Origin of the sequence: Actinomadura macrotermitis (genome assembly GCF_009604375.1) — a bacterium.
GTDB classification, from domain to species: Bacteria; Actinomycetota; Actinomycetes; order Streptosporangiales; family Streptosporangiaceae; genus Spirillospora; species Spirillospora macrotermitis.
In genome coordinates this window covers 2441650-2466032 of record NZ_WEGH01000001.1, presented here as the reverse complement: position 1 = coordinate 2466032, position 24383 = coordinate 2441650, and the positions used below count along the sequence as shown (strand labels likewise).

29 protein-coding genes are annotated in these 24383 nt (G+C 73.2%); 12 read left to right on the top strand and 17 right to left on the bottom strand.

Going from position 1 to position 24383, the window contains the following annotated elements:
• Nucleotides 1-74: 74 nt before the first annotated feature.
• From ACRB68_RS11390 to ACRB68_RS11380, 3 genes are all read left to right on the top strand, one after another.
• A complete protein-coding gene (locus tag ACRB68_RS11390) occupies nucleotides 75-929 on the top strand; it encodes a VanW family protein (protein WP_153532024.1) in 855 nt (284 codons plus the stop codon).
• Nucleotides 930-986: 57 nt separating this feature from the next.
• Complete coding sequence (locus ACRB68_RS11385; RefSeq protein ID WP_153532023.1) at nucleotides 987-1502, top strand: YceI family protein; 516 nt, start codon at nucleotides 987-989, stop codon at nucleotides 1500-1502.
• A 68-nt stretch (nucleotides 1503-1570) separates the two neighbouring features.
• Entirely contained in the window at nucleotides 1571-2839 is a 1269-nt protein-coding gene (locus ACRB68_RS11380) for a serine hydrolase domain-containing protein (RefSeq protein ID WP_153532022.1), read from the top strand.
• Here ACRB68_RS11380 and ACRB68_RS11375 read toward each other — a convergent pair.
• The 10 genes from ACRB68_RS11375 to ACRB68_RS11330 all read right to left on the bottom strand — a co-directional run bounded on the left by ACRB68_RS11375 (nucleotide 2796) and on the right by ACRB68_RS11330 (nucleotide 10225).
• Nucleotides 2796-3587 carry a hypothetical protein gene (locus tag ACRB68_RS11375; RefSeq protein ID WP_328594041.1) on the bottom strand — a complete coding sequence of 264 codons (792 nt, stop codon included), beginning with the start codon at nucleotides 3585-3587 and terminating at the stop codon, nucleotides 2796-2798. The two genes, ACRB68_RS11380 and ACRB68_RS11375, sit on opposite strands and share 44 nt — an antisense overlap.
• The gene (locus ACRB68_RS11370) at nucleotides 3584-4669 is read right to left on the bottom strand and encodes a glycosyltransferase family 4 protein (protein ID WP_153532021.1); all 1086 of its coding nucleotides are present in this window, start codon (nucleotides 4667-4669) and stop codon (nucleotides 3584-3586) included. The genes ACRB68_RS11375 and ACRB68_RS11370 overlap by 4 nt, the downstream gene beginning before the upstream one ends.
• Nucleotides 4669-5013: a hypothetical protein gene (locus ACRB68_RS11365; RefSeq protein WP_153532020.1), complete on the bottom strand. Its 345-nt coding sequence runs from the start codon at nucleotides 5011-5013 to the stop codon at nucleotides 4669-4671. The genes ACRB68_RS11370 and ACRB68_RS11365 overlap by 1 nt, the downstream gene beginning before the upstream one ends.
• Nucleotides 5010-5729 (bottom strand): hypothetical protein, encoded by a 720-nt coding sequence (locus tag ACRB68_RS11360; protein WP_328594040.1) that lies wholly within the window; start codon nucleotides 5727-5729, stop codon nucleotides 5010-5012. Before ACRB68_RS11360 ends, ACRB68_RS11365 begins: the two co-directional genes overlap by 4 nt.
• Nucleotides 5704-6876: a glycosyltransferase gene (locus ACRB68_RS11355; RefSeq protein ID WP_153532019.1), complete on the bottom strand. Its 1173-nt coding sequence runs from the start codon at nucleotides 6874-6876 to the stop codon at nucleotides 5704-5706. Before ACRB68_RS11355 ends, ACRB68_RS11360 begins: the two co-directional genes overlap by 26 nt.
• Nucleotides 6873-7784, bottom strand: coding sequence for an NAD-dependent epimerase/dehydratase family protein (locus tag ACRB68_RS11350; RefSeq protein ID WP_153532562.1), 912 nt, complete (start codon nucleotides 7782-7784; stop codon nucleotides 6873-6875). The genes ACRB68_RS11355 and ACRB68_RS11350 overlap by 4 nt, the downstream gene beginning before the upstream one ends.
• A gap of 70 nt (nucleotides 7785-7854) precedes the next feature.
• Nucleotides 7855-8961, bottom strand: a complete 1107-nt coding sequence (locus ACRB68_RS11345) for a methyltransferase domain-containing protein (RefSeq protein WP_153532018.1) — start codon at nucleotides 8959-8961, stop codon at nucleotides 7855-7857.
• Nucleotides 8962-9237: 276 nt separating this feature from the next.
• Nucleotides 9238-9546: a hypothetical protein gene (locus ACRB68_RS11340; RefSeq protein WP_153532017.1), complete on the bottom strand. Its 309-nt coding sequence runs from the start codon at nucleotides 9544-9546 to the stop codon at nucleotides 9238-9240.
• Complete coding sequence (locus ACRB68_RS11335) at nucleotides 9543-9959, bottom strand: ATP-binding protein (protein ID WP_194293253.1); 417 nt, start codon at nucleotides 9957-9959, stop codon at nucleotides 9543-9545. The genes ACRB68_RS11340 and ACRB68_RS11335 overlap by 4 nt, the downstream gene beginning before the upstream one ends.
• Nucleotides 9960-9973: 14 nt before the next feature.
• A complete protein-coding gene (locus tag ACRB68_RS11330) occupies nucleotides 9974-10225 on the bottom strand; it encodes a hypothetical protein (protein ID WP_153532015.1) in 252 nt (83 codons plus the stop codon).
• A gap of 533 nt (nucleotides 10226-10758) precedes the next feature.
• Here ACRB68_RS11330 and ACRB68_RS11325 point away from each other — a divergent pair.
• The 5 genes from ACRB68_RS11325 (at nucleotide 10759) to ACRB68_RS11305 (ending at nucleotide 14674) form a co-directional block, all read left to right on the top strand.
• Nucleotides 10759-11598: a helix-turn-helix domain-containing protein gene (locus ACRB68_RS11325; protein WP_153532014.1), complete on the top strand. Its 840-nt coding sequence runs from the start codon at nucleotides 10759-10761 to the stop codon at nucleotides 11596-11598.
• On the top strand, nucleotides 11585-11776 hold the full coding sequence (locus ACRB68_RS11320; protein ID WP_328594039.1) for a DUF397 domain-containing protein: 192 nt from the start codon (nucleotides 11585-11587) through the stop codon (nucleotides 11774-11776). Before ACRB68_RS11325 ends, ACRB68_RS11320 begins: the two co-directional genes overlap by 14 nt.
• Before the next feature lie 443 nt (nucleotides 11777-12219).
• Nucleotides 12220-12411, top strand: a complete 192-nt coding sequence (locus tag ACRB68_RS11315) for a DUF397 domain-containing protein (protein WP_153532013.1) — start codon at nucleotides 12220-12222, stop codon at nucleotides 12409-12411.
• Between the two features lie 22 nt (nucleotides 12412-12433).
• Complete coding sequence (locus ACRB68_RS11310; protein ID WP_328594038.1) at nucleotides 12434-12628, top strand: GntR family transcriptional regulator; 195 nt, start codon at nucleotides 12434-12436, stop codon at nucleotides 12626-12628.
• 138 nt (nucleotides 12629-12766) lie between these two features.
• Nucleotides 12767-14674 carry a hypothetical protein gene (locus ACRB68_RS11305; protein ID WP_328594037.1) on the top strand — a complete coding sequence of 636 codons (1908 nt, stop codon included), beginning with the start codon at nucleotides 12767-12769 and terminating at the stop codon, nucleotides 14672-14674.
• Here the strand turns inward: ACRB68_RS11305 and ACRB68_RS11300 are convergent.
• Together ACRB68_RS11300 and ACRB68_RS11295 are read right to left on the bottom strand one after the other, a co-directional pair.
• Nucleotides 14659-14898: a DUF3817 domain-containing protein gene (locus ACRB68_RS11300; protein WP_153532011.1), complete on the bottom strand. Its 240-nt coding sequence runs from the start codon at nucleotides 14896-14898 to the stop codon at nucleotides 14659-14661. The genes ACRB68_RS11305 and ACRB68_RS11300 overlap by 16 nt on opposite strands.
• A gap of 5 nt (nucleotides 14899-14903) precedes the next feature.
• Nucleotides 14904-15317, bottom strand: coding sequence for a hypothetical protein (locus tag ACRB68_RS11295; protein ID WP_328594036.1), 414 nt, complete (start codon nucleotides 15315-15317; stop codon nucleotides 14904-14906).
• A gap of 82 nt (nucleotides 15318-15399) precedes the next feature.
• On the opposite strand from ACRB68_RS11295, the gene ACRB68_RS11290 reads away from it, so the two are divergent.
• Nucleotides 15400-15729 (top strand): helix-turn-helix transcriptional regulator, encoded by a 330-nt coding sequence (locus ACRB68_RS11290; protein ID WP_153532009.1) that lies wholly within the window; start codon nucleotides 15400-15402, stop codon nucleotides 15727-15729.
• Nucleotides 15726-16373 carry a permease prefix domain 1-containing protein gene (locus tag ACRB68_RS11285; protein WP_207709626.1) on the top strand — a complete coding sequence of 216 codons (648 nt, stop codon included), beginning with the start codon at nucleotides 15726-15728 and terminating at the stop codon, nucleotides 16371-16373. The genes ACRB68_RS11290 and ACRB68_RS11285 overlap by 4 nt, the downstream gene beginning before the upstream one ends.
• Here ACRB68_RS11285 and ACRB68_RS11280 read toward each other — a convergent pair.
• Nucleotides 16345-17097, bottom strand: a complete 753-nt coding sequence (locus ACRB68_RS11280; RefSeq protein ID WP_153532008.1) for an SDR family oxidoreductase — start codon at nucleotides 17095-17097, stop codon at nucleotides 16345-16347. The two genes, ACRB68_RS11285 and ACRB68_RS11280, sit on opposite strands and share 29 nt — an antisense overlap.
• 138 nt (nucleotides 17098-17235) lie before the next feature.
• On the opposite strand from ACRB68_RS11280, the gene ACRB68_RS11275 reads away from it, so the two are divergent.
• Nucleotides 17236-18051 (top strand): helix-turn-helix transcriptional regulator, encoded by an 816-nt coding sequence (locus ACRB68_RS11275; protein ID WP_328594035.1) that lies wholly within the window; start codon nucleotides 17236-17238, stop codon nucleotides 18049-18051.
• On the opposite strand, the gene ACRB68_RS11270 is transcribed toward ACRB68_RS11275, so the two are convergent.
• Nucleotides 18048-18518 carry a YcxB family protein gene (locus ACRB68_RS11270; protein ID WP_153532007.1) on the bottom strand — a complete coding sequence of 157 codons (471 nt, stop codon included), beginning with the start codon at nucleotides 18516-18518 and terminating at the stop codon, nucleotides 18048-18050. The two genes, ACRB68_RS11275 and ACRB68_RS11270, sit on opposite strands and share 4 nt — an antisense overlap.
• Before the next feature lie 10 nt (nucleotides 18519-18528).
• The gene (locus ACRB68_RS11265) at nucleotides 18529-20232 is read right to left on the bottom strand and encodes a proline--tRNA ligase (protein ID WP_153532006.1); all 1704 of its coding nucleotides are present in this window, start codon (nucleotides 20230-20232) and stop codon (nucleotides 18529-18531) included.
• A gap of 67 nt (nucleotides 20233-20299) precedes the next feature.
• Here ACRB68_RS11265 and proS point away from each other — a divergent pair, with 67 nt between their 5' ends.
• The gene (proS, locus tag ACRB68_RS11260) at nucleotides 20300-21748 is read left to right on the top strand and encodes a proline--tRNA ligase (protein ID WP_328594033.1); all 1449 of its coding nucleotides are present in this window, start codon (nucleotides 20300-20302) and stop codon (nucleotides 21746-21748) included.
• Between the two features lie 16 nt (nucleotides 21749-21764).
• Here the strand turns inward: proS and ACRB68_RS11255 are convergent, their stop codons facing one another.
• Together ACRB68_RS11255 and ACRB68_RS11250 are read right to left on the bottom strand one after the other, a co-directional pair.
• Nucleotides 21765-22310 carry a DUF6328 family protein gene (locus ACRB68_RS11255; RefSeq protein ID WP_194293252.1) on the bottom strand — a complete coding sequence of 182 codons (546 nt, stop codon included), beginning with the start codon at nucleotides 22308-22310 and terminating at the stop codon, nucleotides 21765-21767.
• A 46-nt stretch (nucleotides 22311-22356) separates the two neighbouring features.
• Nucleotides 22357-24264 (bottom strand): SpoIIE family protein phosphatase, encoded by a 1908-nt coding sequence (locus ACRB68_RS11250; RefSeq protein WP_153532005.1) that lies wholly within the window; start codon nucleotides 24262-24264, stop codon nucleotides 22357-22359.
• Between the last annotated feature and the right edge of the window lie 119 nt (nucleotides 24265-24383).

Here is a 24383-nt window from a genome sequence, read left to right as displayed (position 1 = left end):
TTCGGACAGAGGACCGTGATGTTCCCCCGGCGACTGCGTAGGGTGCGGTAGTCGTCACCTAGGGGGAGGTGTTGATGACCGTAAGTGACCGTTCTGCCCAGCCGGGCCTCACCGAGTGCGCGTTCAAGTGGTGGCCGGTCGTCATCGGGGCCATGGTGGTGACCCTCGCCCTCCTCGCCGCCTACCTGCTGGCCGGCGGCGCGCGCGGGCTCGGCGCGGCGGCGGCCGAGCGGCGGCGCGCGGCGGCCGCCGACCCGCCGCCGCAGCCCGAGCCGGCGGAGCCGATCGGGACCTACACCACCCACTTCAAGCCCGGCGAGCCGCGGGTGCGCAACATCGTGCTCGCCGCGCGCGCGCTGGACGGCAGGGTCGTCAAGGCCGGCGGGAAGTTCTCCTTCAACGACGTCGTCGGCCCGCGCAGCAAACGCCGCGGGTACGTGCCGGCCCCCTCGATCCTCGGCGCGCGCCTGGTGGACGACCTCGGCGGCGGTATCTGCCAGGTCTCCACGACGCTGTTCAACGCCGTCTTCGAGGCCGGGATGCAGATCCGCCGGTCCCGCGCGCACACCCTGTGGATGCCGGAGTACCCGCGGGGGCGGGAGGCCGCGGTGGCCTATCCCGGGCTCGACTTCGTCTGGCGCAACGACACCGCCAAGCCGGTGACGATCCGCGCCGAGCTGACGGCGACGACGCTGACCGTCAGCCTGTGGGGCGAGCGCCGGTACGGGGTGCGGGCCAGGACGTCCCGGCCGTACGCGTTCACCTCCTTCGGCTCGGCGACAGGCCGGGGCCGCCGCTGCGTGCCGTCGCGGGGCGGCCGGGGGTTCCAGATCGACGTGTGGCGGATCCTGGAGCGCGGCGGCCGCGAGGTGCGCCGCGAGCGCTTCCACACCGTCTACCAGCCGCAGGAGAAGGTCGACTGCGCCTGACGCCGGGCCGGGAAAGATGATCGCCAACGGGTGTGGAAAACGCCCTAAGGTGGCGGCATGGCGCATGAACTCGGACCCCGCGACGGACTGCTGCTCATCAAGACCGGCCGGAGCGGGCTCGGCCGCCGGGCGGGCCACGACCTGACCCTGGAGGCGACCCGCTGGCGCGCCGAGGTCGACCTCGGCGAAGCGCCGGGCGTGCGGGTGGTGGTGGAGACCGCCGGGCTGGCGGTGCGCGAGGGCGCCGGCGGGGTGCTGCCGCTCTCGGACGCCGACATCGCCGAGATCACCAAGAACCTGCGCAGGATCCTGCAAGCCGACCGGCACCCCGAGATCGTCTTCCGGTCCACCGGTGCCGATCGGGCGGCCGGCGAGGTCGCCGGCGAGCTGACGATCATGGGGCGGAGCGAGCCGCTCGCGGTGCGCGCCAACGCCGAGCACGGCCGGGTGCGCGGCGGCGCGACGGTCCGGCAGACCCGCTGGGGCGTCAAGCCGTACTCGGCGTTCCTCGGTGCGCTCAAGCTCGCCGACGACGTCGAGGTCACCTTCGATCTGGCCTTTCCCGAGCTGTGACGATCACCGCACCCTGATGATCGACATGCGGTAGCGTGCCGGACCGAGATGTGATCTTTGGGGGTGCGATGTCCCAGGACGGCCTGTCCCGGCGTGATTTCGGGCTGATCGCCGGAGCCGCCGGTCTCGGCGCGACGGTGCTCGGCGGATGCTCCGGCGCGGCGACGGCGGGCCGCCAGGTGGCCGCCGCCCGCACCTGGCGGACGACGGGGACCGCGCTGGCCGGTCTCGGCGGCTTCGACACCGCCGTCAAGGCGTTCATGCAGAAGCGGGGCATCCCGGCGGGGCAGCTGGCCGTCGTCCGCAAGGGCCGGCTCGTCCTCGCCCGCGGCTACACCTGGGCCGACGCCGCGACGCCGGCCACCCAGCCGACGTCGCTGTTCCGCATCGCCAGCGTGTCCAAGCCGATCACCGCGACGGCCGTGCAGCGGCTCATCCAGGACGGCAGGCTGAAGCCCACCGACCGCGTCGCGACGCTGCTCGGGCTGTCCACCGCCGCCGACCCGCGGCTGAAGGACGTCACCGTGCTGCGCCTGCTGCAGCACCTCGGCGGCTGGGACCGCGACATCTCGCCCGACCTGATGTGGCAGGACGCCGAGATCGCCAAGCGGCTCGGCCTGCCGCTGCCGATCAAGCACGCCGACATCATGCGGTACGCCTCCACCCGCAAGCTCGACCACGCGCCCGGCACGCACTACGCCTACGCCAACTACGGCTACATGCTGCTCGGCCGCATCATCGAGAAGGCGTCCCGGCAGAGCTACGGCTCCTACGTGCAGGCCAAGGTGCTCGCGCCGCGCGGCATCAAGCGGATGCGGCTCGGCCGCACCCTCTCCCGGGCCCCCGGCGAGGTGGGCTACCACTCGCAGTTCACCGGCCGGACGGTCATGGACAACACCGGCAAGACCGTGGCGTCCCCGTACGGCTCGTTCAGCCTGGAGAACCACGACGCGCAGGGCGGCTGGCTGTCCACCGCCGTCGACCTGGTCCGCTTCGCCGGCATCTACGACGGCGGCACCTCCGTGCTGAACACCACCTCGATCAACCGGGCGTTCGCCAAGCCCCAGACCGGCGTCAACGCCAACGGCTGGTACTACGGCTGCGGCTGGATGGTGCGGCCGATGAAGACCGGCCGGAACACCTGGCACGACGGCAGCCAGCCCGGCACCAGCGCCCTGCTGGTGCGCCGGTACGACGGGACGACCTACGCGGTGCTGTTCGACCAGCGCGACGACCCGTCCAAGCTGAGCTACTCCGACATCGACCCGGCCCTGTACAACGCGGCGAACGCCGTCAGGACATGGCCGACAGGGAACCTGTACTCCAGGTATTTCTGACGCGGGCGAACTGGTCGTCCAGCGTGCGCGGGAACGGCAGCACCCGGTGCCGTTCCCGCCACGGCGCGAACTGGCGGACGGCGTTGAACCCCGCCGCCGTGACGATCCGCTCGGCGTGCTCGCCGAGCGGCCACGCCGGATAGACGGCCAGGTGGGCGATATCGCCGGGCAGTCCCTCGGGACGGCGCGGCGACACCAGCGTGAACCGGGGGCGCGCCCCTTCCAGCTCGGCCATGTCCCGCGCGTAGGCGACGAGCTCGCGGATCTCCTCGTCGGGACCGGTGTGCACGATCAGCCAGCCGTCGACGGCCTGCGGCGCCTCGGCCGGGGGCTCGACGAGCTCCAGCGGCACGACCTCGTCCGACACCGTCCGCAGCCACTCCAGGTGCGCCGGAGCCAGGTCCTCCAGCACGTAGGTGCGGTCGAACCTGATGGGCCGCTCGGGCAGGCGGGGGCGGTAGACGTCCCAGCGCAGCAGCCGGGCCAGGTGCGTGACGCGGGTGCCCGCCGGGACGTCCGCCGCGGACAGCTCGCCCTTCAGCCCGGCGGGGAAGGCGTCCACGACCAGCTCGGCGGGCGCCAGGCCGTCCAGCCGGGCCGCGTGCGCGCCGGCCACCACGCGCGGGTCGGCGGCGAACGGCGACGCCGACACCACCGTCACCTCGCCGGTGACGCCGATGGTGTGCAGATAGGCGCGCACCCGCGTCAGGTGGCCGAGGCCGCCGCCCTGCGCGTAGCAGACGATCACGAGCCGAAGACCGCCAGATAGCCCGCCGTCTCGGCCGCGGGCGTGAAGTCGCGGGCGATCCGCTCGGCCCCCGCCGCGCCCAGCTTCGCCAGCTCCGCCTCGCCCGCCTTCGCCGCCCGCGCCACCGCCGCCCGGCAGGCGTGCAGGTCACCGGCGGGGAAGGTGAAGCCGATCTCGTCGTCGGCCACGTCGGCGAGGCCGCCGGCGTCCGACGCCAGCAGCGGCACGCCGAGCGCCGCCGCCTCCAGCGCCACGTTCGGCATCCCGTCGTAGAACGACGGCAGCGCCACCAGGTCGCACGAGGCGTACACCGCCGGCAGGTCGTAGCGCTCCAGGAACGGCAGGAACGAGTGCGGCACCGCGCCCTCGGCGAGCCGCGCCGCGACGGCCTCCTCCACCTCGCCGACGAGCAGCAGGTGGAAATCGTCGAAGCCGCGCAGCGCGTCCAGCAGGAACCCGGCGCCCTTCTTGCTCTTCAGCTGCCCGATCAGGCCGAGCGTGCGGCGCCCGCCGGCGTGCTCGGCCCGCCACGTCGCCGCGCGCTCCCGCTCCGACGGCAGGACCCGCCACTGCGCGGTGTCGACGCTGTTGGCGACGAACGTCACCGGCGCGTCCGGGACCAGCGCGCGGACGAGCGGCGCGTGCGAGCGGGCGACCACGCACACCCGCGCCGAGGCGCGCAGCGCGTCCACCAGCACGCCCCGGCGGCGCAGCGAGAACGCGCCCACGTCGATGTCGTTACCGCGCAGCAGCGTGACCAGCGGCGCGCCCAGCAGGGAGGACAGGACGGGCGCGGCGAGCATCGCGTACGTTCCGCCGAACGTGACGACGTGCGTGTAGCCGGTGCCGACCACGGTCAGCAGCCGGCGCAGCGCATGCTCGGGATCGTCCTCCAGCGGCGCGGTCAGCAGCCGCCCGCCGAGCTCGCGCTCCACCTGCCACGGCCGGTTCCGCCGGGTCAGGTGCGCCACGTCGACCTCGGCGCCGGCGCCGCGCAGGCCGCGCACGATCCGGTCGCACGACTCGGCCATGCCGCCCTTGCTCGGCGGGTAGTGCTCGGTGAGCCACAGGATGCGCGCCATCAGGAGTCCACGAACCCGCCGTCGTCGTCGCCGAAGTCGCCGCTCCCGTAGGAGTAGTCGTCGCCGGTGTTGAACCCGCCCCGGTCGTAGTCGTCGAACGAGGAGTACCAGGTGGTGTCGTTGTAGGTCTGCGAGCTGGAGGAGTAGTAGCGCCGCCGGTAGCCGCCGGCCCAGCGCGGGTCGTAGGGGTCGTCGTTCTGCGGCCCGGCGCACTCGGGGCAGAGGCCCTGCGGGCCCGCGTGCCGGTCGCAGACCGGGCGGCCGCAGCGCGGGCAGCCGACGACGGCGGGCCGGCCGCAGCGGGCCAGCACGAAGAAGCCGGTGGTGACGTCGCAGGGGGTCAACGGGTCCTCCTCGTCCACCGGAACGTCTCGGTGGACACGTGCAGGATGTGCTCGGGCAGCGACCGGTCGTCCCCGGCCGGGATCTTGGCCACGGCGGTGATCACCGTGCGCTCGCCGTTCTTCAGCCGCACCCGGATCCACGGCGGCGGCGGGGTGCCCGGCCGCTGCACCGGGGCGCCCTTGGCGGTCCGCCGGGTCACCGCGATCCGCCGCACCGTCTTGGTCTTGGTCTTCGTCTTGTGCTTGCCGCGCGGGTTCACCTTGTGGACCTTGCGGTACCGCACCCGGTCGGTGACGGCCAGCTCCAGCACGCTGCCGTCGCGCAGCTCGGCGCGCATCCGCAGCCACGGGTCGACGGCGAACCACTGCGTGACCGACCGGACCGGCCGCCGCACCGGCAGCTGGACCTGCGGCCCCTGCTTCTCGGGCGTCCCCGGGCCGCGCAGGTCGGCCGCGACCGACAGCACCCCCTTGCCGGTCATGTCCTCCATCAGCACCCGCAGCATCGGCACCAGCACCGCCGGGACCCGGTCGGGCAGGCCCCACCGGCGGCGGCGCACGTGCGCGTGGTGCTGCGCCAGGCTCGCGATCAGCGCGTTCCAGTCGGCCGGCCGCAGCGACACGCTGAAGCCCTGCTGATGGATGAGCGCCTGGTGCAGGGGATGGAACCCCGCGATCGCCGCCTTCTGCTTACGCCAGAACACGATCAGCGTCACCGCCCGTCATTGTTCGGTAGACCCGCGCGAGCCGCGCTCGGGAATGGTCCCAGGTGAGGCCGTCGCGGACCCGGTCCCGGGCGCGCCCGGCCATGGCGCGCGCCTCGTCCGGATACTCCAGCATGATCCGCACCGCCCGGGCCAGCTCGGCCGGGCGGTCGGCGGGGACGAGGCGGCCGTGCACCCGGTCGTCCACCAGCTCCCGCACCACCGGCAGGTCCGAGGCGACCAGCGGCACCCCGGCCGCCATCGACTCGATCACCTTCAGCGGCGCGCAGCCCTGGTCCAGGTTGCGGGCGCAGCCGGTGAGCGGCGCCACCGACACCCGCGCGTGCGCGAGCCAGGCGGCGACCTCGTGGTGGGGCAGCGCGAACCGCCAGTCCAGCCGCCCGTCGACGCCGAGCCGCTCGGCCAGCCGCTTCACCGGCTTGGCGCGCCGCTCGGGCACCGAGGCGCAGACGACGAGCCGGACGTCCAGGTCGGCGAGCCGGGCGAACGCGCGCAGCAGCACGTCCACGCCCTGCCAGGGCTGCATGGCCCCGACATAGACCAGGTAGTTCCCGGGGGCGCCCTCCGGCCGCGCGGGCCGGTCCGGCACCGCCGCGCCGTTCGGCACCAGCGTGATCTTCCGCTCGGGCACGCCCCGCCGCACCAGTGCGTCGCCGATCACCCGCGACGGGACGATCACCGCGTCGCTGCGCTCCAGGCAGTACCGCTCCAGCTCGGCGATCTTGGCCAGCGCGCCCGGCGCCGCCCACGGCCAGGTGTGCGCCATCTCGATCGACGGCAGCCCGTTCACCTCGTACAGGACCCGGTACCGGCCGCCCGCCTCCACCACCGGCAGCGCGCTCCACGGGTCGCGGACGTGGCAGAGCTCCAGCGTGTCCAGATGCGGCCGCAGCCGCTCGGCGACCCAGCCGGAGTACGCCTCGGCCCGGTCGATCAGGTTGGGGATCTGCGCGCCGAACCGCACGATCTCCCGGTTCCCCTCCCGCTGGTACCCCGGCAGGCCCCCGCCGCCGAGGACCCCGAGCAGGCCGCCGCCGAACGACGCGAACAGCTCGTCGGCCATCTGCGCGATGTGGACGGCCGAGCCCTTGCTGGAGGGGAACCGGTCGAAGGCGAAGTAGGCGGCCCGGTGGGTCATCGGGAGCCCTTCTGCCAGGCGATCTGATCGGCCAGGCCCGCGGCGAGGCCGATCCTCGCCGTCCACCCCAGGAGCCGCTCGGCTTTCGCGGTGTCGGCCCAGGTCTTGAGGACATCCCCGGCGACGAGGTCGGCCTCTTCGAGCTGCACCTTCACCCCGAGAATGCCGGCGAGCAACGCGATGGCGTCCCGCACACTGACCGGCTCAGGATGCCCGACGTTGACGGTCTCCCCGCCGGGCAGGCCGATGGCGGCCATGGTGGCCGTGACGACGTCGCCGACATGGGTGAAGGAACGAGCCTGGTGCCCGCCTCCGAAGACCGGCAGCGCCCGCCCCGCCAGCGCCGCGTCGATGAACCGGTGAAAGGCCATGTCAGGCCGCTGCCGAGGCCCATAGACCGAGAAGTAGCGCAGCACGGTGACAGGGGCATCGGCTGCAGCAGCGAGCCGCTCCACCTCGACCTTGCTGACGGCATAAGGACTCTCGGGAGCCAGCGGATCACCCTCACGATGAGGCCGGGCCCCCGCCGACCCGTAAACAGAAGAGCTGGAGGCGATCACGACCTTGGGCCTGCGCTCCGCACACGCCTCAAGCAGCCGCCGCGTGGCCGTCACGTTGTCCCGCTGCGCCACCGCCGCGCCGGGCCCCCAAGACGTACGCACCCCGGGCCGCCCGGCCAGATGGACGACGACGTCGGCCTCCCCGAGCTTGGCCAGGTCGTCCACCACGAGATCGGACTCGATGAGCGTCACCCCGGGCAGCTCGGCCAGCCCGGCCCAGTTCCGCCGCGCGGCCTCGGGCGAGGACGAGCGCTCGAGCGCGTCAACGGCCAGCACCTCGTGCCCGCCCCGCACCAGCGCCTCGGCCAGGTGGCTCCCAATGAAGCCGGCCGCACCCGTCACCACCATCCGCACCAGTGCACACTACCCATCGCCATCGAAAACGCCATGCGTTACCTCAGACGCCGCCGAAACCCCATCAGTTCACCGGCTGATCCAGCCAGATGTGGTCGCCGTCGGGGGTGACCGTCACGCCGAAGCGGTCACGGCCGGGGCTGCGCTGGACGACCCAGGCGAAGTAGGCGGACACCGCCAGATCCCACAGTGCCCGGCTGCCGGCCTGCTCCACTTCGTAGACCTCGCGGCCGGGTTCGTAGCGGGCCGTGGCCCAGGAGTCCGGGCCCCACAGCCGCAGCGTGTAGCGGTCTCCGTCGTGAATTCCCCGAGCGCGCACTCCTGGCAGGGCGGCGCCCATCGCCAGATCCGCGCCTGCGGGGGCATAACCGAGCGTCCGAGGATCGACGAAGGTCGTGGAGCGGGTCGCCTCCGAAAGAAAGTCGTCCCACTCGGGGTGACGCTGCGAGCGCATCATCATGTACGAGGCGTAGCCGGTGAAGCGTCCGATCGCCGTCCCGTCGGGCAGCACCACGAGCCGCACTTCATGGCTGGAACCGAACCCCGGATCGTAGGGGGCCACGATCACCCCGCCTGGGCGCGTCTGCTCCACCCACGCGTACGGCACACGGGCGACGGCGCAGGTGGCGTGCACGCGGTCGTAGGGGGCGCCCGGCGCCCAGCCCTGCGCGCCGTCCTCCACCAGCAGCCGGGGCGAACAGCCCGCGGCCTTGAGGTTGGCGGCGGCCCGCTCCGACACCTGCGGATCGATCTCCACGCTGGTGACGTTCTCCGCGCCGGCCAGGCGCGACAGCAGCGCGGCCGTCCAGCCGGTGCCGGTGCCCACGTCCAGGACGCGATGCCCCGGCTCGACATCGAGCAGCTCCAGCAGGGACACCACCGTGCTGGGTGCGGACAGCGAGGAGGTGAACCGGCCCTGGCCGGTGTCCAGGTCGGTGGCCCCGTCGTCGAGCTGGGTGATGATCGCGTCGTCGCCGTAGGCCAGGTCCAGCCACCGTTCGGGATCGGTGCGCCGGTGCACCCGGCCGCCGTCGCCGGTCCAGGCCACCGGCGGGACGAACAGGTGCCGGGGGACGCCACGCAGCGCCGCTCTCACCGGCTCCTGCGTCAGCCACCCGGCGGCGGCCAGCCGCGCGACGAGCGCATCGAGGCGCTGCGTGACGTCTTCCATCAGCCGCTCACTTTCCTCGCTTGCCTTCGCCCTTGTCGTCCTTGCTCGGCGGCGGAACGGGCTTGTCGGGCTTGTGGCCGTTCTTCTCCGCCGGGTCCTCGTGCTTGCCCACCGTGCTCCCTTTCTGTCAGGCGCGGCCAGCCGCCACGCTCATGGAGCCCCGGCCCGCCACAGCAGTGACATGGGCCGGGGATTCGGACTCCAGGCTGCGCACCCCGGACAGGGCCGCCGCGTGGAGAGCTTCATGGATGGGACCTTGGGCTTCGGAAAGGACGCTCACGGGGACGGCTCCAGGTGAGTTCCGACCTCGCGGGCGATCACGCGGACCACGCTCGCGACGTCGTCCACGGCTCCGATCACTTCGCCCGACCCGGCCCATACGAACCGCCACGCTCCTTCGGTGAAGTCACAACCGACCTCCACCGAACGGGTCGCCGACACGGCATTGATCACGTGCAGGACCGGCAGTCCCCGGCGGATGATGACGCCGCACGACATCCCGCCGTGCTCCCGCACCGCCGCATCGAGGACGCTCAGGAACGGCCGCCGCTCGCTGGGGGACGCCGGCTGTTCCGTGTGCTTCATCGCGCCACCTCGAACCACACGGTGCACTGGTGATCCGCACTGTTCTCGTGGCCCCAGCGATCCGCCAGCGCGTCCAGGATCAGCAGCCCGCGCCCCGACTCGTCCATGGCCGAGGCCGCCGACAGGGCCGGAGCGGACGAAGCGCCGCCGTCGTCCTGCACCTCTATCCGCAGCCGGTCCGATGCCCAGAAGGCGGACAGCCGTACGCCACCACCCGCGTGGCCGGAGGCGCTGTGGCGGCAGGCGTTCGTGACGACCTCGGCCACCAGCAGATCGACTTCGTCGAGGTCGGCCCACATGGCGACGCCCGGCAGGCTCCCCGTGCCCGCGACCAGCAGCCGCACGAACGCCCGCACCTGCCGCACGTTGAGGAACCCGTCCGCAGACCGCGCCGAGATCCGCTCGCTCAGCATGCGGTCCCAGGTCCTCATCGTGCTGCCCGAGCGATCAAGGCCGCCGCTGTCATCGGGTCATCGATCGGCATCGCCGCCGACTTGCCCCAGACGTAGGACCAGCGGCCACCCGCCTCGATGACGAGCACGCTCAGTTCTCGTTCGGGGGCGACCCGCACCCGCAGCGTGGGGTCGGCGTTCCCGGGGGAGACCATCCAGCAGGTGACCCCGAGCAGCCGCAGGTCGGCCACCAGCAGGAACAGCGCGTTCAGCCGGCGCCCCGTCACCGCAAGATCATCACGCCAGCGTGCCCGCAGTGCGTCTGCCTGTCCGAGGCCGCTGCGCTCCATCCGCGCCCCCGGCCCTGCGCGTCGCACCATGATGCTCCTTACGTGATCAGTGTCCCCACTCGCACTCCGGGGCATGGCGGCGCGGGCTGAGCCACGGGGGAGCAGCCCGCCCGCGCCGCCGGGTGGGACATCGCCGCTGCTGCGGCGTCCCGGGGAAGTGACGGCCGTCGGTCCTGGTCCGGCGGCGTCACGAGGTCTTCTTGGGCTGATGCCAGCCACCGGGTCGTGCAGGGCGGCGACCCAGTTTCCGAGTCGCCCATAGCTGCGGAGCGGTGCGAGGGTTCGCTCGTCGTCGGAGTGCTGATGCTCAGAGTCGGTCATGGTGGCCTCGCCGGAGGATGTGCGTGCCGAAACGTGAGACCCAGCGTGCTCTGCAGAGTTACGCTCTGCTACATAGCGTCAACACCTAGAGCCCCCCGATCCAGTGCCGACGCCCCGCATGATCCGGCCGTGACCCATCAGGGACCCCCATGCCACAGGAATCAGGCGTTCTGATCCGCGACCCCCTTATCCGCGTTTTCAGCACGGTCTTGCGGGCCTATCGTGAGCACGCCAGGCTCACTCGGCCGCAGCTCGCCGAAGCGCTCGGCTGCACCTACCAATGGATCGAGAAGCTGGAGACCGGCACCAAACCATCAGTCGACACGGCCATCGACCTGGACACGTTCTTTCAGTTGTCGGGCAAGCCCTTTGCGGAGATGGCGCGTGAGATCGAGCGGATCGGCAAGAAGAGCGTGCCGGTCCCCGGATTCCCAGAGTTTCTGATGTTGGAAGAGCGGGCGCTGTCGATGCAGTCGTTCGACGCGCAGGTCATTCCCGGCCTGCTGCAGACCGAGGAGTACGCCCGCGGAGTCATAGGGGCAGGCCAGATGCGCAGCAATCTGGACGAGATGGTCATGAAGCGCCTGAAGCGGCAGTTGATCCTGGGCGGGGAGAAGCCGCCGCGGCTCGGGTTCGTCATCGACGAGTCTGCGTTGCACCGCCCGATCGGCGGCCCCAAGGTGATGCAGGACCAGCTTCTGCACCTGGAGGAGCTGGTGACCGGGTTCCCCAACGTGCAGATTCGGATGCTGCCGTTCGAGCGGGTGATCTGGGCGGCCCTGGACGGATCGTTCAAGGTCATGTCGTTCGCCGACGGCCCGCAGATCGCCTATGTCGAGGGGCCTGGTTGCAGCCAGCTGATTCGTGAACCCGACGCGGCGAATGAGTCGGCAGTACGCTTTGACCTTGTCCTGGGGGAAGCGCTGTCGATCGGCGAATCCCTCGGCATGATCAGGCGATCGCGAGAGGGCTACAGTGACCAAAGATGATCTGACAGCAGCCCGTTGGCGCAAGAGCAGTTACAGTGGCGGCCAAGGCGGCGACTGCGTCGAGGTCGCCGCCCTTGCCGGCGTGGTCGGTATCCGTGACTCCAAAGACCCCCATGGGCCCAAGCTCGTCATGGAGACCACTGCCTGGCAGGCGCTGGCTGCTCAGCTCAAGAGTTGAACTGACAACGATCGAGTGAGCGCCCTGTGCGGTGGGGGCACATGGTTCGGCACGGTACGCCGAGTTCGCAGAGATCCTGTCCCATGCGGTGTGGCGCACCAGCCGGCGCAGTCAGCGGAGCGGCGCAGGCATGGAGATCGCTGAGAACCTCGGCTCAGTGTCCGTCAGGGAGGACAAGGCTCTCTGGGGCCGATGCTCGCCGTCTCCCCCGTGATGTGGCGGGCGCTCATCAAGAACGACTGACGCAATCTCTAGCGCTTTGAAGGCACGCGCAGGGTGTCGGGTGCCGCTTCATGGACCTGCTCAAGATCGCATGGGTAAGTCGGTGCAGTGAGTTCCGTTGTGATCGCCTGGACTTCACCCGGCACCCGGCTGACACTTTGGACGTGAATACAGGCCGCAGGGCCGATGTGTGCACGGTGAGCGTTCCATGAGGGGGCGGTATGTCTTCAACGAACCTTGCCCATCTGGGGTGGCGCAAGAGCAGCCACAGCGGCGGCCAAGGCGGTAACTGCGTGGAGGTCGCCGATCTCACCAATGCGATCGGCATCCGTGACTCCAAGGACCCTCATGGCCCCAAGCTGGTCTTGAGGGCTGCCGCATGGCGGGCATTGGCGGCCCGGCTCAAGGGTTGAGCGCCCGTGAGGCGGTGAGCACGTGGGGTCAGCGCGGTACGCCGAGATCGCAGAGGACCTGCTCCGGCGGATCGACGACGCCGGTGAATGGACGCCGGGCGACACGCTTCCTCCGATGGAACAGCTCGCCAAGCACTACGGAGTGAGTCGCAACGTGGTCGTGCGTGCCGTCGGGAAGCCGGCCCAGGCAGGGCGGTCGGTGCTCGCCGTGGCCTGATCCGGTCGGCCGATAACGCCGGATGGTGGTTGCTTTGAACCGAATGGCGTTGCCGCGCGTGTCCTGCTTGTTCGTACCATGTCGAGCAAGGTGCCACCTCCCCGCACGGCGCCACCGGCCATTGCGGGGGTAATGACTGTGAAGACGACGAGCCCGGACGAGACGATCGAGACGTCTCTGCTGATGGGGGAGCGGATCCTGGCCGCCCAGGGCAATCCGTGGGTGGCGCGCAAGTGGTTCGGCGTCGCCCATCGGGAGGCCCGGCGCCGCGGCGACGCCGAGGCCGCCGCCCGCGCGGCGCTCGGCCTCGGCGGCCTGTGGGTGCACGAGCACCGGACGGTGGCCGGCGCGGCGTGGGTCCGGGTGCGCCAGCGCGACGCCCTGCGCGGGCTGGACCCGCGCAGCCCCGCCGCGCTGCGGTTGCGGGTCCGGCTCGCCGCCGAGGACGACTACCAGGACGGCCGGCACGACCGGGTCCTCGCCCTGGTCGCCGCGGCCCGCGCCGCCGGCCCGCCCGCCCTGACCGAGGCGCTGAGCCTCGCCCACCAGTGCGCCATGGGGCCCGGGGATACCGCGCTCCGGCTGGAGCTGGCCCGCGAGCTGATCGACGAGGCCACGCAGACGGGCCGCCGTTCCGACCTGCTGATGGGGCTGCTCCTGCACTCCGCCGACCTGTTCCTGGCCGCCGACCCGCTCGCCGAGCGCCGCCTCGGCGAACTGCGCGGCGTGCCGGGGCGCGACGGGCACCTCGCCGTCTCGATCGTGCTGGACGCGATGGGGGTGATGCTGGCCGTCCGGGGCGGCGGCCTGGCGCGGGCCGAGACGCTGGCGGCCGCGTGCGCCGAGCGCGCGGCCGCGGTCGGGGACGTCAACGCCGCCGGCTGGTACGGCGGGCAGCTGGCCACGATCCGCTGGTTCCAGGGCCGTGTCGCCGAGCTCGTCCCGGTGCTGACGGAGCTGGTGCGGCTGCCCATGTTCAGCGTGACCGACCACGCCCACCTGGCCGGGCTCGCGGTGGCCACGGCCGCCGCGGGCGACCGGTGCGCGGCCGAGGGCATGCTGGCCCGGCTGCGCACGCCCGGCCTGGCGGCGCTGCCGGAATCGGCCAGCTGGCTGCTGACGATGTACGCGTTCGTGGAGGCGGCGCACCTGCTGGACGACGCCGACGCGGCGGCCGAGGCGTACGCCCTGCTGGCGCCCTACGCGGGGCTCCCGGTGATGGCGGGCCTGGCCATCACCTGCTTCGGGTCGGCCCACCACCCCCTCGGCATGGCCGCGCTCACCACCGGCGACCTGGACGGGGCCGTCCGGCACCTGCGGCAGGCCCTCCAGCGCAACCTGGCCCTCGGCCACCGGCCCGCCGCGGTCCTGTCGCGGGCCCGGCTCGGGCAGGCGCTCGCGCTCCGGGACGGCCCGCGCGACGCGGCGGCGCGGCGGCACCTGGCCGCGGCCGCGCAGGAGGCGGCGGCGCTCGGCATGACGCTGCCCGCCGGGGCGCGCTCGGACGGCGCCGCCGAGCGCGTCACCTGCCGGCGCCACGGCCACGGATGGCAGCTGGCCCTCGGCGGCCGGACCGCGCTGGTCCGCCACAGCGTCGGCATGGCGCACCTGGCGGTCCTGCTGGCCAACCCGGGCCGCGACATCCCCGCCGTCGACCTGGCCGCGGGCGCCGGGACGCCCGAGCCGGCCGCGGCCGGCGGCGCCGTCTCCGCCCAGCCGGTGCTGGACGAGGAGGCCGGCCGCCGGTACCGGCGGCGGCTGTCGGAGCTGAAGGCCGAGCTCGACGAGCTGGAGGCGGACGGCCGCGCCGGGGACGCGGCGCGGGTCCGGGCCGAGCGCGACTGGCTGATCGCCGAGCTGTCCGCCGCCGCCGGCCTCGGCGGCCGCACGCGCCGGTTCGCCGACAACGGCGAGCGGGCCCGGATCGCCGTCGGGAAGGCCATCCGGCGCGCGCTCGACCGCATCGCCGCCGTCGACACCGTCATCGGCGGCGAGCTGCGCGCCGCCGTGCGGACCGGCTTCCACTGCTGCTACCGCCCCGAGTGAGCCGGGCGGCGGAGGGCCAGGAGGCCGCCGATGCCGGGGATGGCGGCCCGCCATCGGGCGGCGGGGCCGGCCGGCCAGGCGAGGGCGATGGTGGCCAGGTAGGCGGTGCCGTGCAGGGGGCCGCAGAGCCCGCTGATCGCGGGCAGGTGCACGGTGGCGAGGTTGATCAGCAGGATCGCCAGCGTGGCGGCCTCGGCGGCGGCCGCGATGCGTAGGGCGCGCATTCCGGTCACGCTCCGGTGGTCGAGCCGGGGCGGACGATCATCAGGACCACGACGACCGCCCACAGCAGGTTGAAGATCCCGGTGGCCATGGCGAGGCGGCCGGTATCGCCCGGGGCGGCGAGCAGGCGCCGTTGGGTCGGCAGGATCGCGAAGGCCAGCACCGCCGCGGCGGCCGCGGTCAGGGCGATCGAGGTGAGCAGCCACGCGTCGCCCAGGACGCCGAGCTGGGCGGCGGTGGCGAACCCGAACACCGGGACGGTGATCCCGACGACGGCGTAGACGCGGCAGACGCGGTGCAGGAGCGCGGCCCCCGCCCCCGGTTCGCGGGCGTGGCGGGGGAACAGCGAGGCGGCGACGGCGACCGGGCCGATCGCCAGGATCGCCGCCAGGACGTGCACCGACAGCAGCAGCTCGGCCACGACGGACTCCTTGGTAGACAGCCGACATGTTGGGTGCCAATACATAGCACGCCTACCTGTGATTTGTGTAGGCTGCCTACTCATGAAGGGCGACGCGGTGCGGGGGCATCTGGACGGGCTGCTGCTCGCCGTCCTGGAGCCGGGCCCGCTGCACGGATACGCGATCATCGCGGCGGTCCAGGAGCGCAGCGGGGGAGCGCTGGAGCTGCGCACCGGCACCATGTACCCGGCGCTGAACCGGCTGGAGCGGGTCGGGCTGCTGCGCAGCAGCTGGCAGGCGTCCGGCGAGCGGCGGCGCCGCTGCTACGAGCTCACCGACGCCGGGCGGCGGAGCCTCGCCGAGGAGCGGGCCTCCTGGCGCGAGTTCACCGCCGTGATCGGCGCGGTCCTGGACCCGCGGCCGGCGACGTGACGGCCCCGATCGAGGCGCACGTCGCGGCGCTGGAGGCGGTGCTGCGCGGGCCGGCGCGGGCCAAGGCCCGCATGCTGCGCGAGGCGCGGGACGGTCTCGCCGACGCGGCGGAGGCGCTTGAGGGCGAGGGCCTGCCCGCCGATCAGGCCGCGCGGCGGGCGGTCGGTGACTTCGGGCCCGTCGACGAGGTGGCTCCCGCTTTTCAGCAGGAGCTCACCATCGTGCAGGCGCGGCATACCGCCCGTGTCGTCGTTCTCGTCGTGCCCTGCCTGCTGGCCTGCTGGCGGCTGGCGGGGGAGGGGCGGGCGCTGCAGGTGACGGCCGCCCATCTCGGCGGCGTCGCGGCGGCCGCCGCGCTGCTCGCGGCGGCGGCCCTCGCCGCGACCGGCGTCCTGGCCCGGCGGCTGCCGACCCCGCGCCACCTGCCGATCATGGTGGCCTGGGCCGGCACCGCCGCCGGGGCGGCCCTCGGGGCCGGCGCGCTCGCCCTCGTCGCCGCGTCCGTCCTCGCCGCGGACTGGCCGGTGACCGCGGCGCTCGCCGCGCTCACCCTGGTCTTCCACACCCGGGTGGCGGCGTCCGCCCGGGCCTGCCGCCGCTGCGCCCGGCCGGCGGTCACGCCTGGGCGGTCGGCAGGACGATGACCTGGCGCAGGTTGACGTGCGGGGCGCGGCTGACGGTGTAGCCGATCAGGTCGGCGATCTCCTCCGACGACAGGGCCTGCATCGCCTGGAACATGCCGCCGAGCTGCTCGCTCAGCTCCGGGTTGTCGACGTGGTCGCCGAGCTCGGTGTCGGTGAGGCCGGGCTCGATGTTGGTGACGCGCACCCCGCGCGGCCCGAACTCGGTGCGCAGCGACGCCGACAGCTGCGTGACCGCGGCCTTGGTCGCCCCGTACACCGCGTAGGTGGGGAAGGTGACGTGCGCGCCGATCGAGGAGATGTTCACCACGTCGGCGGTGCGGCCGGCCTCGGCGGCGGCGAGCAGGTCGCCGGTGAAGGCGCGGATGATCCGCAGCGTCCCGGTGACGTTGGTGTCCAGCATCCGCTGCCACTCGTCGATCCGGCCGTCGTCGATCGGGTTGGGCAGCATCACGCCGGCCGAGTTGACGACCAGGTCCACCGGGCCGAGCTCGGCGCGGATCCGCGCGGCGGCGGCGGCCACCGACGCGTCGTCGGTGACGTCGGCGGCGACCGGCAGCGCGGCGTCGCCGAGCTCCTTGGCCAGGGCCTCCAGCCGGTCGGCGCGGCGGGCCAGCAGCGCGACCTTCGCGCCGCTCGCGGCCAGCAGCCGCGCGGTGGCGGCGCCCATGCCGCTGGCGGCCCCGGTGACGACGGCGACGCGGCCCGAGAGGGTGGGGTAGCTCATGGTGGTTCCTCTTCTCGCTGGCGGGGACCGCTGCGGTCCTCGCTGGTGAGGACCACTCTGCCGAGCGCGCCGAGGCTTACCCAGCTGTCGCTTTTTCCTGGTAAAGCCAGTACCACCCTCGCTGTGTAGGTTGGGCGGGTGAGTGGAGAGCTGGGAGAGTTCCTGCGGGCGCGCCGCGCCCGCATCGATCCGACCGACGCGGGCCTGCCCGTCCACGGGCGCCGCCGCGTGGCGGGGCTGCGCCGCGAGGAGGTCGCGATGCTGGCGGGCGTCAGCGTCGACTACTACATCCGGCTGGAGCAGGGCCGCGTCAGCAACGTCTCGGACTCGGTGCTGGAGGCCGTCGGCCGGGCGCTGCGCCTGGACGCCACCGGGCGCCTGCACCTGCGCAACCTGCTGCGCCTCCCGCCGGCCCAGGCCGAGCGGACCGGCGTCCGCCCCGGCCTGACGACGCTGCTGGAGATGGCCGCGCAGGTCCCCGCCTTCATCCTCGGCCGCCGCATGGACGTGCTCGCGGCCAACCCCCTGTCGGACGCGGTGAACGGCCTCGGCGACGTGCCGATCGGCCACCGCAACATGGCCCGCCTCACCTTCCTGGACCCGCGGGCGCGCACCTTCTACCGCGACTGGGACACCGTCGCCGCCGAGACCGTCGCCTACCTGCGCCTGGACGCCGGCCGCCACCCCGGTGACCCGCTGACCGGCGAGCTGGTGCGGGAGCTGTCGGCCGTCCCGGAGTTCCGCAGGCTGTGGGACGAGCACACCGTCCGGGAGAAGACCTATGGCCGCAAGCTGCTCCGCCATCCCGTGGTCGGCGATCTGGACGTGGGCTACGAGACGCTGACCCCGCCCGGCGACCCCGACACGACCCTGGTCATGTACACCGCGCCCGCCGGATCCGAGACCGCCCGCAAGCTGGCCGAGCTGGCCCGGGCCCTGGAGCCGGTCGGCTAGGCGGCGATCCTCCCGAAGAGGCCGTCCAGCTCGACCTCCTGCCTCATGGTGAAGGCGCGCTTGGGCAGGAAGGCCGTGCACCGGCCGCCGGTGAACAGCAGCCAGAACTCCTGCGTCGTCACGATCCGGTCGAACCGGGCCCACCGGGCGGTGGTGGCGGTGTGCTCGGTCCGGTACTCGTAGCCGTCGGCGGTCACCACGAGCGTCGTCGGCGCGCAGAGGTGGCCGAGCTGGCGCCCGGCGAGCACCTGGATCATCCACGACAGCGCCAGCGGGAACGCCCCGGCCAGGGCGAGCAGGCCGACGCCGAGGTACAGGGCGCCGGTCAGCAGGCACGCGGCCCCCGCCAGCACCAGGAGCACCGGCAGCGCCAGGTAGAGGAACCTCAGCTGCAGCTTCAGGCCCTGGTGCAGCGCCCGCGCGACCTCGTCGGGGGTAGGCTCGTAGCTGACCGTGAAATCCGTCATAACGCCACGATCATGCCGGATCGGCGAGCAGGGCGCCCACCTGGCCGGCGAGATCGGCGAAGGCGACCTTGCCGGTCTCGCCGGTGCCGCGGACGGTGACCTCCGCGGCGCCCTCGGCCACCCCGCGCCGGCCCACCGTGACGCGGACCGGGATGCCGGTCAGCTCCGCGTCGCGGAACTTCACGCCCGCCCGCTCGTCCCGGTCGTCGATGATCACGTCGACGCCGGCCGCGCGCAGGGCGCCGTACAGCGACTCCGCCGCCTCGGTGACGGCCTCGTCGCCGGTCTGCGCCACCGTCACGACCACCTGGAACGGCGCGACCGCCGGGGGCCAGGCGAGGCCGCGCTCGTCGTGGTGGACCTCGGCGAGCGCCGCCATCGCCCGCTCGATCCCGATGCCGTAGCTGCCCATGACCAGCGGCACCCGGGCGCCGCCCGGGTCCAGCACCTCGGCGCCGAGGGCGCGCGAGTAGCGGTCGCCCAGCTTGAAGATGTGCCCGGCCTCGATCGCCTGCTCCACCTGCAGCGGCGCGCCGCAGCGCGGGCAGGGCTCGCCCGCCGCCACCTCGCGCAGGTCGGCCCACGTCCCGACCGGAATGTCGCGGTCCACGTCGACGCCGCGCAGGTGCACGTCGTCGGTGTTGGCGCCGGTGAACATGGCGCGGCGGCCGCGCAGCGCCTCGTCCGCCAGGACCGGCAGGTGCGTGACGCCGACGGCGCCGAGGCTGCCCGGCAGCGCCCCGAGCGCCTCCTGGATCTCGGCGGCATCGGCGGGACGGACCGCGGCGGCGCCCGTGGCGTCGATCAGCTTCTGCTCGTTCAGCGCATGGTCGCCGCGCAGCAGGACCAGGGTGAGGACGCCGTCCAGCAGGTAGACCAGCGTCTTGACCTGCCGGTCGCCCGGCGCGCCGAACCCCGACGCCAGGTCCTCGATCGTCCGCACGCCCGGCGTCGCGAACGCCTCCGGGGCGGGCAGCCCCGGCCCGTCCGCCGCCTCCGGCAGCCGGGACGTGGCGCGCTCGACGTTGGCCGCGTACCCGCACCCGCAGTACACGATCAGGTCCTCGCCGGCCGGCGAGGGGCACATGAACTCGGTCGACTCCGCCCCGCCCATCGTCCCGCCCGACGCCTCGACCGGCCGCACCGGCAGCCCGAGCCGCGCGAAGACCCGCAGGTAGGCGGCCCGGTAGGCGTCGAACGCCGCGTCCAGCCCGGCCTGGTCCAGGTCGAAGCTGTAGGCGTCCTTCATGGTGAACTCGCGGACCCGCATCAGCCCGCCCCGCGGGCGCGGCTCGTCGCGGAACTTGGTCTGGAACTGGTACCAGCGCTGCGGCAGCCGCTTGTAGGACGCCAGCTCCCGCGCGACCGTGGTGAAGATCTCCTCGTGGGTGACGCCGAGCGCCAGGTCCGCGCCGCGCCGGTCGCGCAGCCGGAACATCTCCGCCCCGATCGACTCCCAGCGGCCCGTCCGCCGCCACGGCTCCGCCGGGTGCAGCTCGGGCAGCAGCATCTCCTGCGACCCGATCCGGTCCATCTCCTCCCGGACGATCCCGATGATGCGGGCCCGGACGCGGACGGCCAGCGGCAGCAGCGAGTAATGCCCCGCGGCGAGGCGGCGGACGTACCCGGCGCGCAGCAGCAGCCGGTGGCCCGCCGCGTCGGCCTCGGCGGGGTCGTCCCGCAGGGTGGGGATGAACATCTGGGACCAGCGCATTCACCGACGATAGCCAGACGTCCCCAACGGGAACATTGCATTATGGCCAGGCGCTACCCTCGTCTGCGTGAGTCGAGAAGGTGTGACGCCGCAGAGCGAGGATTTCTCCGCCTGGTACAACGAGCTGGTCGTGCGTGCCCAGCTGGTCGACCGTGGGCCGGTGCGGGGCACGATGGTCATCCGCCCGTACGGGTACCGGGTCTGGGAGCTGCTCCAGGCCGACCTGGACCGCCGGATCAAGGAGGCGGGCCACGACAACGCCTGCTTCCCGATGTTCATCCCCGAGTCCTACCTCAAGCGCGAGGCCGAGCACGTCGAGGGCTTCTCGCCCGAGCTGGCCGTGGTGACGATCGCGGGCGGCAAGGAGCTGGAGGAGCCGCTGGTCGTGCGGCCGACGTCCGAGACGGTCATCGGCGAGTACATGGCCAAGTGGATCGACTCGCACCGCGACCTGCCGCTGCTGCTGAACCAGTGGGCGAACGTGGTCCGCTGGGAGATGCGCCCGCGCATGTTCCTGCGCACCACCGAGTTCCTCTGGCAGGAGGGCCACACCGCGCACGCCGACGAGGACGACGCGATGCGCGAGACGATGTGGGCCCTGGACGCCTACGCCGCCGTCGCCCGCGACCTGGCCGCGATGCCCGTCGTGCCCGGTGAGAAGACGCCGGGCGAGCGGTTCGCCGGCGCCGTCCGCACGTACACGATCGAGGGCATGATGCGCGACGGCCGCGCCCTGCAGGCCGGCACCAGCCACTACCTCGGCACCAACTTCGCCAAGGCGTTCGAGATCCAGTACCAGGACGAGGCCGGCGCGCTGACGCTCGCGCACACCACCTCCTGGGGCATGAGCACCCGCATGATCGGCGGCGTGATCATGACGCACGGCGACGACAAGGGCCTGGTGCTGCCGCCGCGCCTCGCGCCCTACCAGGTCGTCATCGTGCCGATCGGCCGCAAGGAGCAGGGCGAGGAGGCCGCCGCCGAGGCCCGCCGCCTGGGCGCGGCGATCAAGGCGATGGGCATCCGGGTGCACGTCGACGACAACCGCCCGCAGCTGTCCCCCGGCTTCAAGTTCAACGAGTGGGAGATGCGCGGCGTCCCGGTCCGCATCGAGCTCGGCAAGCGCGACATCGAGGCCGGCGTCGCCACCCTCGCCCGCCGCCTGCCGACGGTCGAGGGCCAGGGCAAGGAGCAGATCCCGCTGGACAAGCTGCCCGAGCTGCTGCCGGGCATCCTGGCCGAGTTCCAGGCGTTCCTGCTGGCCCGCGCCGAGGCGTTCCGCGAGGAGCACACCGCCGACGTGGACGGCTGGGACGCGTTCGCCGAGCAGGTCTCCGGCGGCTGGGCCCGCGCGTTCCATTGCGGCCGCACCGAGTGCGAGGACGAGATCAAGGCCGAGACGGCCGCGACCCCGCGCTGCATCCCGCTGGAGGCGCCCGCGGAGTCGGGCGCCTGCGTCAAGTGCGGGCAGCCCTCCGCCTACGGCAAGCGCGTCATCTTCGGCAAGGCGTACTAGAAGCAGGAGGGGCCGGTCACTTGTGGCCGGCCTCTTCCCGTTCGGCCGGGCGCCCGGTGGCCTCCTCGCCGGCGGCCGAGGCGTCCGCCCGGCGGAAGCGCCGCGTCAGCACCGGCTGGACGAACCACGTCCAGCACACCAGGGCGCTCACCGCCGCCGCCGTGATCAGCGCGGCCGTGCCGTCCACCAGCGACTCGATGATCAGTGTGGTGGACGCGGTGACCGACACCGCCAGCGCCACCGCGGCGATGATCCCGAACCGGTTGGCGCGCCGGATCAGCAGCGCCTTCTGCCCCGCCTGGAACAGGATGCGGTGCTGGATGACCGGCGCGATGAAGCAGATCGACGACAGCGTCGCCCCGAGCAGCGCGACGTAGAACAGCACCCGCCCGGCGCCGTCGACCCGGTCGAAGCGGGCCGCGTAGGGGACCGTCAGCAGGAACGCGAACAGCACCTGCACCCCGGTGACCGCGACCCGGAACCCCTGCAGCAGCTCGATCAGCTGCCGGTCCAGACGCTCGTGCTCGGTCTCGTTGCGGTGCTTGGGTGCTGCGGTCGCCATGAACCGGCGTCTACCCGCAGGAAAACGATTCAGTCCCCGCCCTCGATCACAAAACGGCCGGGAGCACGCGCAGGGCCAGCATCGACACGTCGTCGCGCAGGTCCCCGTCGCAGAAGTCCAGCAGCACCCGCTCGACCGAGTCCAGCATCGCCTGCACCGGGCCCGTGGCGTTCGCGGCGAGGGCCTCCAGCAGCCGTTCCTGGCCGAACTCCTGCCGGGACAGGTCGCACGCCTCCAGCAGCCCGTCCGAGTGCAGGAACAGGGTGTCGCCGGGGGCGAGGTCGATGGTGTCCAGGCCCGCCTCGAAGTCCTCGAACAGGCCGAGCGGCACGCCGCCGCGCGACGCGCTGCGGATCACCCCGTCGGCGCGGACCACGATCGCCGGGGGGTGCCCGGCGATGCCGAGCAGCGCGGTGACGCCCTCCTCGCGCACCTCCAGGCCGGCCATCACCGCGGTGACGAACCGGTCCTCCTCCAGCAGCGCCTCGTTGACCAGGGCGAGGACCTCGGCGGGCGCGCCCTTCCACCGCGAGGCCAGGCGCACGCCGTGCCGGGCGGTCGCGGTGACCGCGGCGGCGTCCTCGCCCTTGCCGCACACGTCGCCGAGGACCATGCCCCAGCCGTTCATGGTGCGGAACACGTCGTAGAAGTCGCCGCCGACCTCCGCGCCGTGCGTGGCGGTCATGTAGCGGGCGGCCAGCTGCACGCCGGGGATCGCCGGCAGGCTGCGCGGCAGCAGGCTGGCCTGCAGGGTGTCGGCGACCTCGGCGCGCCGCCGGTACAGCCGGGCCGCCCGGATGACCAGCGCCAGGAAGCGGCCGAGGCGCTGCACCGTGGCCAGGTCGCGCAGATCGAACGGTCCATGCTCGCCGCTGCCGGCCAGGGTGATCGCGCCGAGGCAGCGGTCGCCGTCCTCGACCGGGACGCACAGGACGGAGGTGGCGCCGATGCGGGTCAGCACGGGCTGCCCGTCGGGGCAGGTGCCGAGCAGGTCCAGCTCCTCCACGTGCGGGCGCAGCGCGCTCTGCCGGGAGTGGAACACCGTGTAGGGCAGCGTGCCGGGGGCGGGGTCGATCTCCTCCAGGGTCCGCGCGGCCTCGTGCACGTACTCGTCGTCGGGGGCGCCGATCACCACCTGCCGGCGCAGCCCGGCGCCGGTGCCGGGGGCGCCGTTCTCGGGGCCGGTCAGGTCGATCAGCACCCAGTCGGCGAGCTCGGCGGCCAGCAGCCGGGCGCAGCGCCGCACCGCGACGGTCTCGTTGAACACCGGCTCGTCGAGCAGCAGCTCGCTGGCGGTGCCGAGCACGTCCATCCGGTGCACCAGGGCGGCGACGGCCTCGTCGTCGGCGGGCGTGGCCCGCGCCTCGGGCCGGTCGGGCGCCTCGCCGGTCGGGGTGGTCGTCGGGCCGGCCGCCACGATCACCATCGGGTCGGGCTCGCCGCGGATCCACACCCGCTCCAGCGTCACCACGGCGTCGACGGGGCGCTCGCGGCCGAGGAAGCGGACCGGCACCCGGCGGCGGCGGCCGGAGCGCACCACCGCGGCGAGCTGGGAGCGCAGCGCGGCCCGCGTCGCCAGGTCGCAGAACGAGGTGAACTGCTTGCCCGACACATAACCCGACGAGGTGCCGAGCAGCCCGGCGGCCTGCCGGTTCACCCGCCGCACGCTGGTGTCGCGGTCGAGCAGGAACAGCGGCACCGGGGCGTCGGTGAACACCGTGCGCAGCACCCGCCGCTCGGCCTCGGCCGCGGCGGCCCCGCCGCCGGTGGCGGCCTGGTCGCTGCCCATGACGCGCAGCGCGCTGAGCGCGAGCTCCAGCTCCTCCAGGGCCGCGTCCAGGGTGGCGCGCAGGTCGGTGGCCGGCATGTTCGCGGCCTGCCGCAGCTCGGCGATGCGGCCTTCGAGCTCGGAGATCTCGCGCAGCACCGTCTCAGGTTCGAGCTGATCTGGCATCGAGGCTCTCCCTTGAGTCGACGGGGGCACGCCGGGGCGGCACCAAGGGCTGGGTACGGACGGATATGGAGGCAGGGGCGGCGGTGCGTTGGCACCGCCGTGCGCAGCCTATGCCTGAT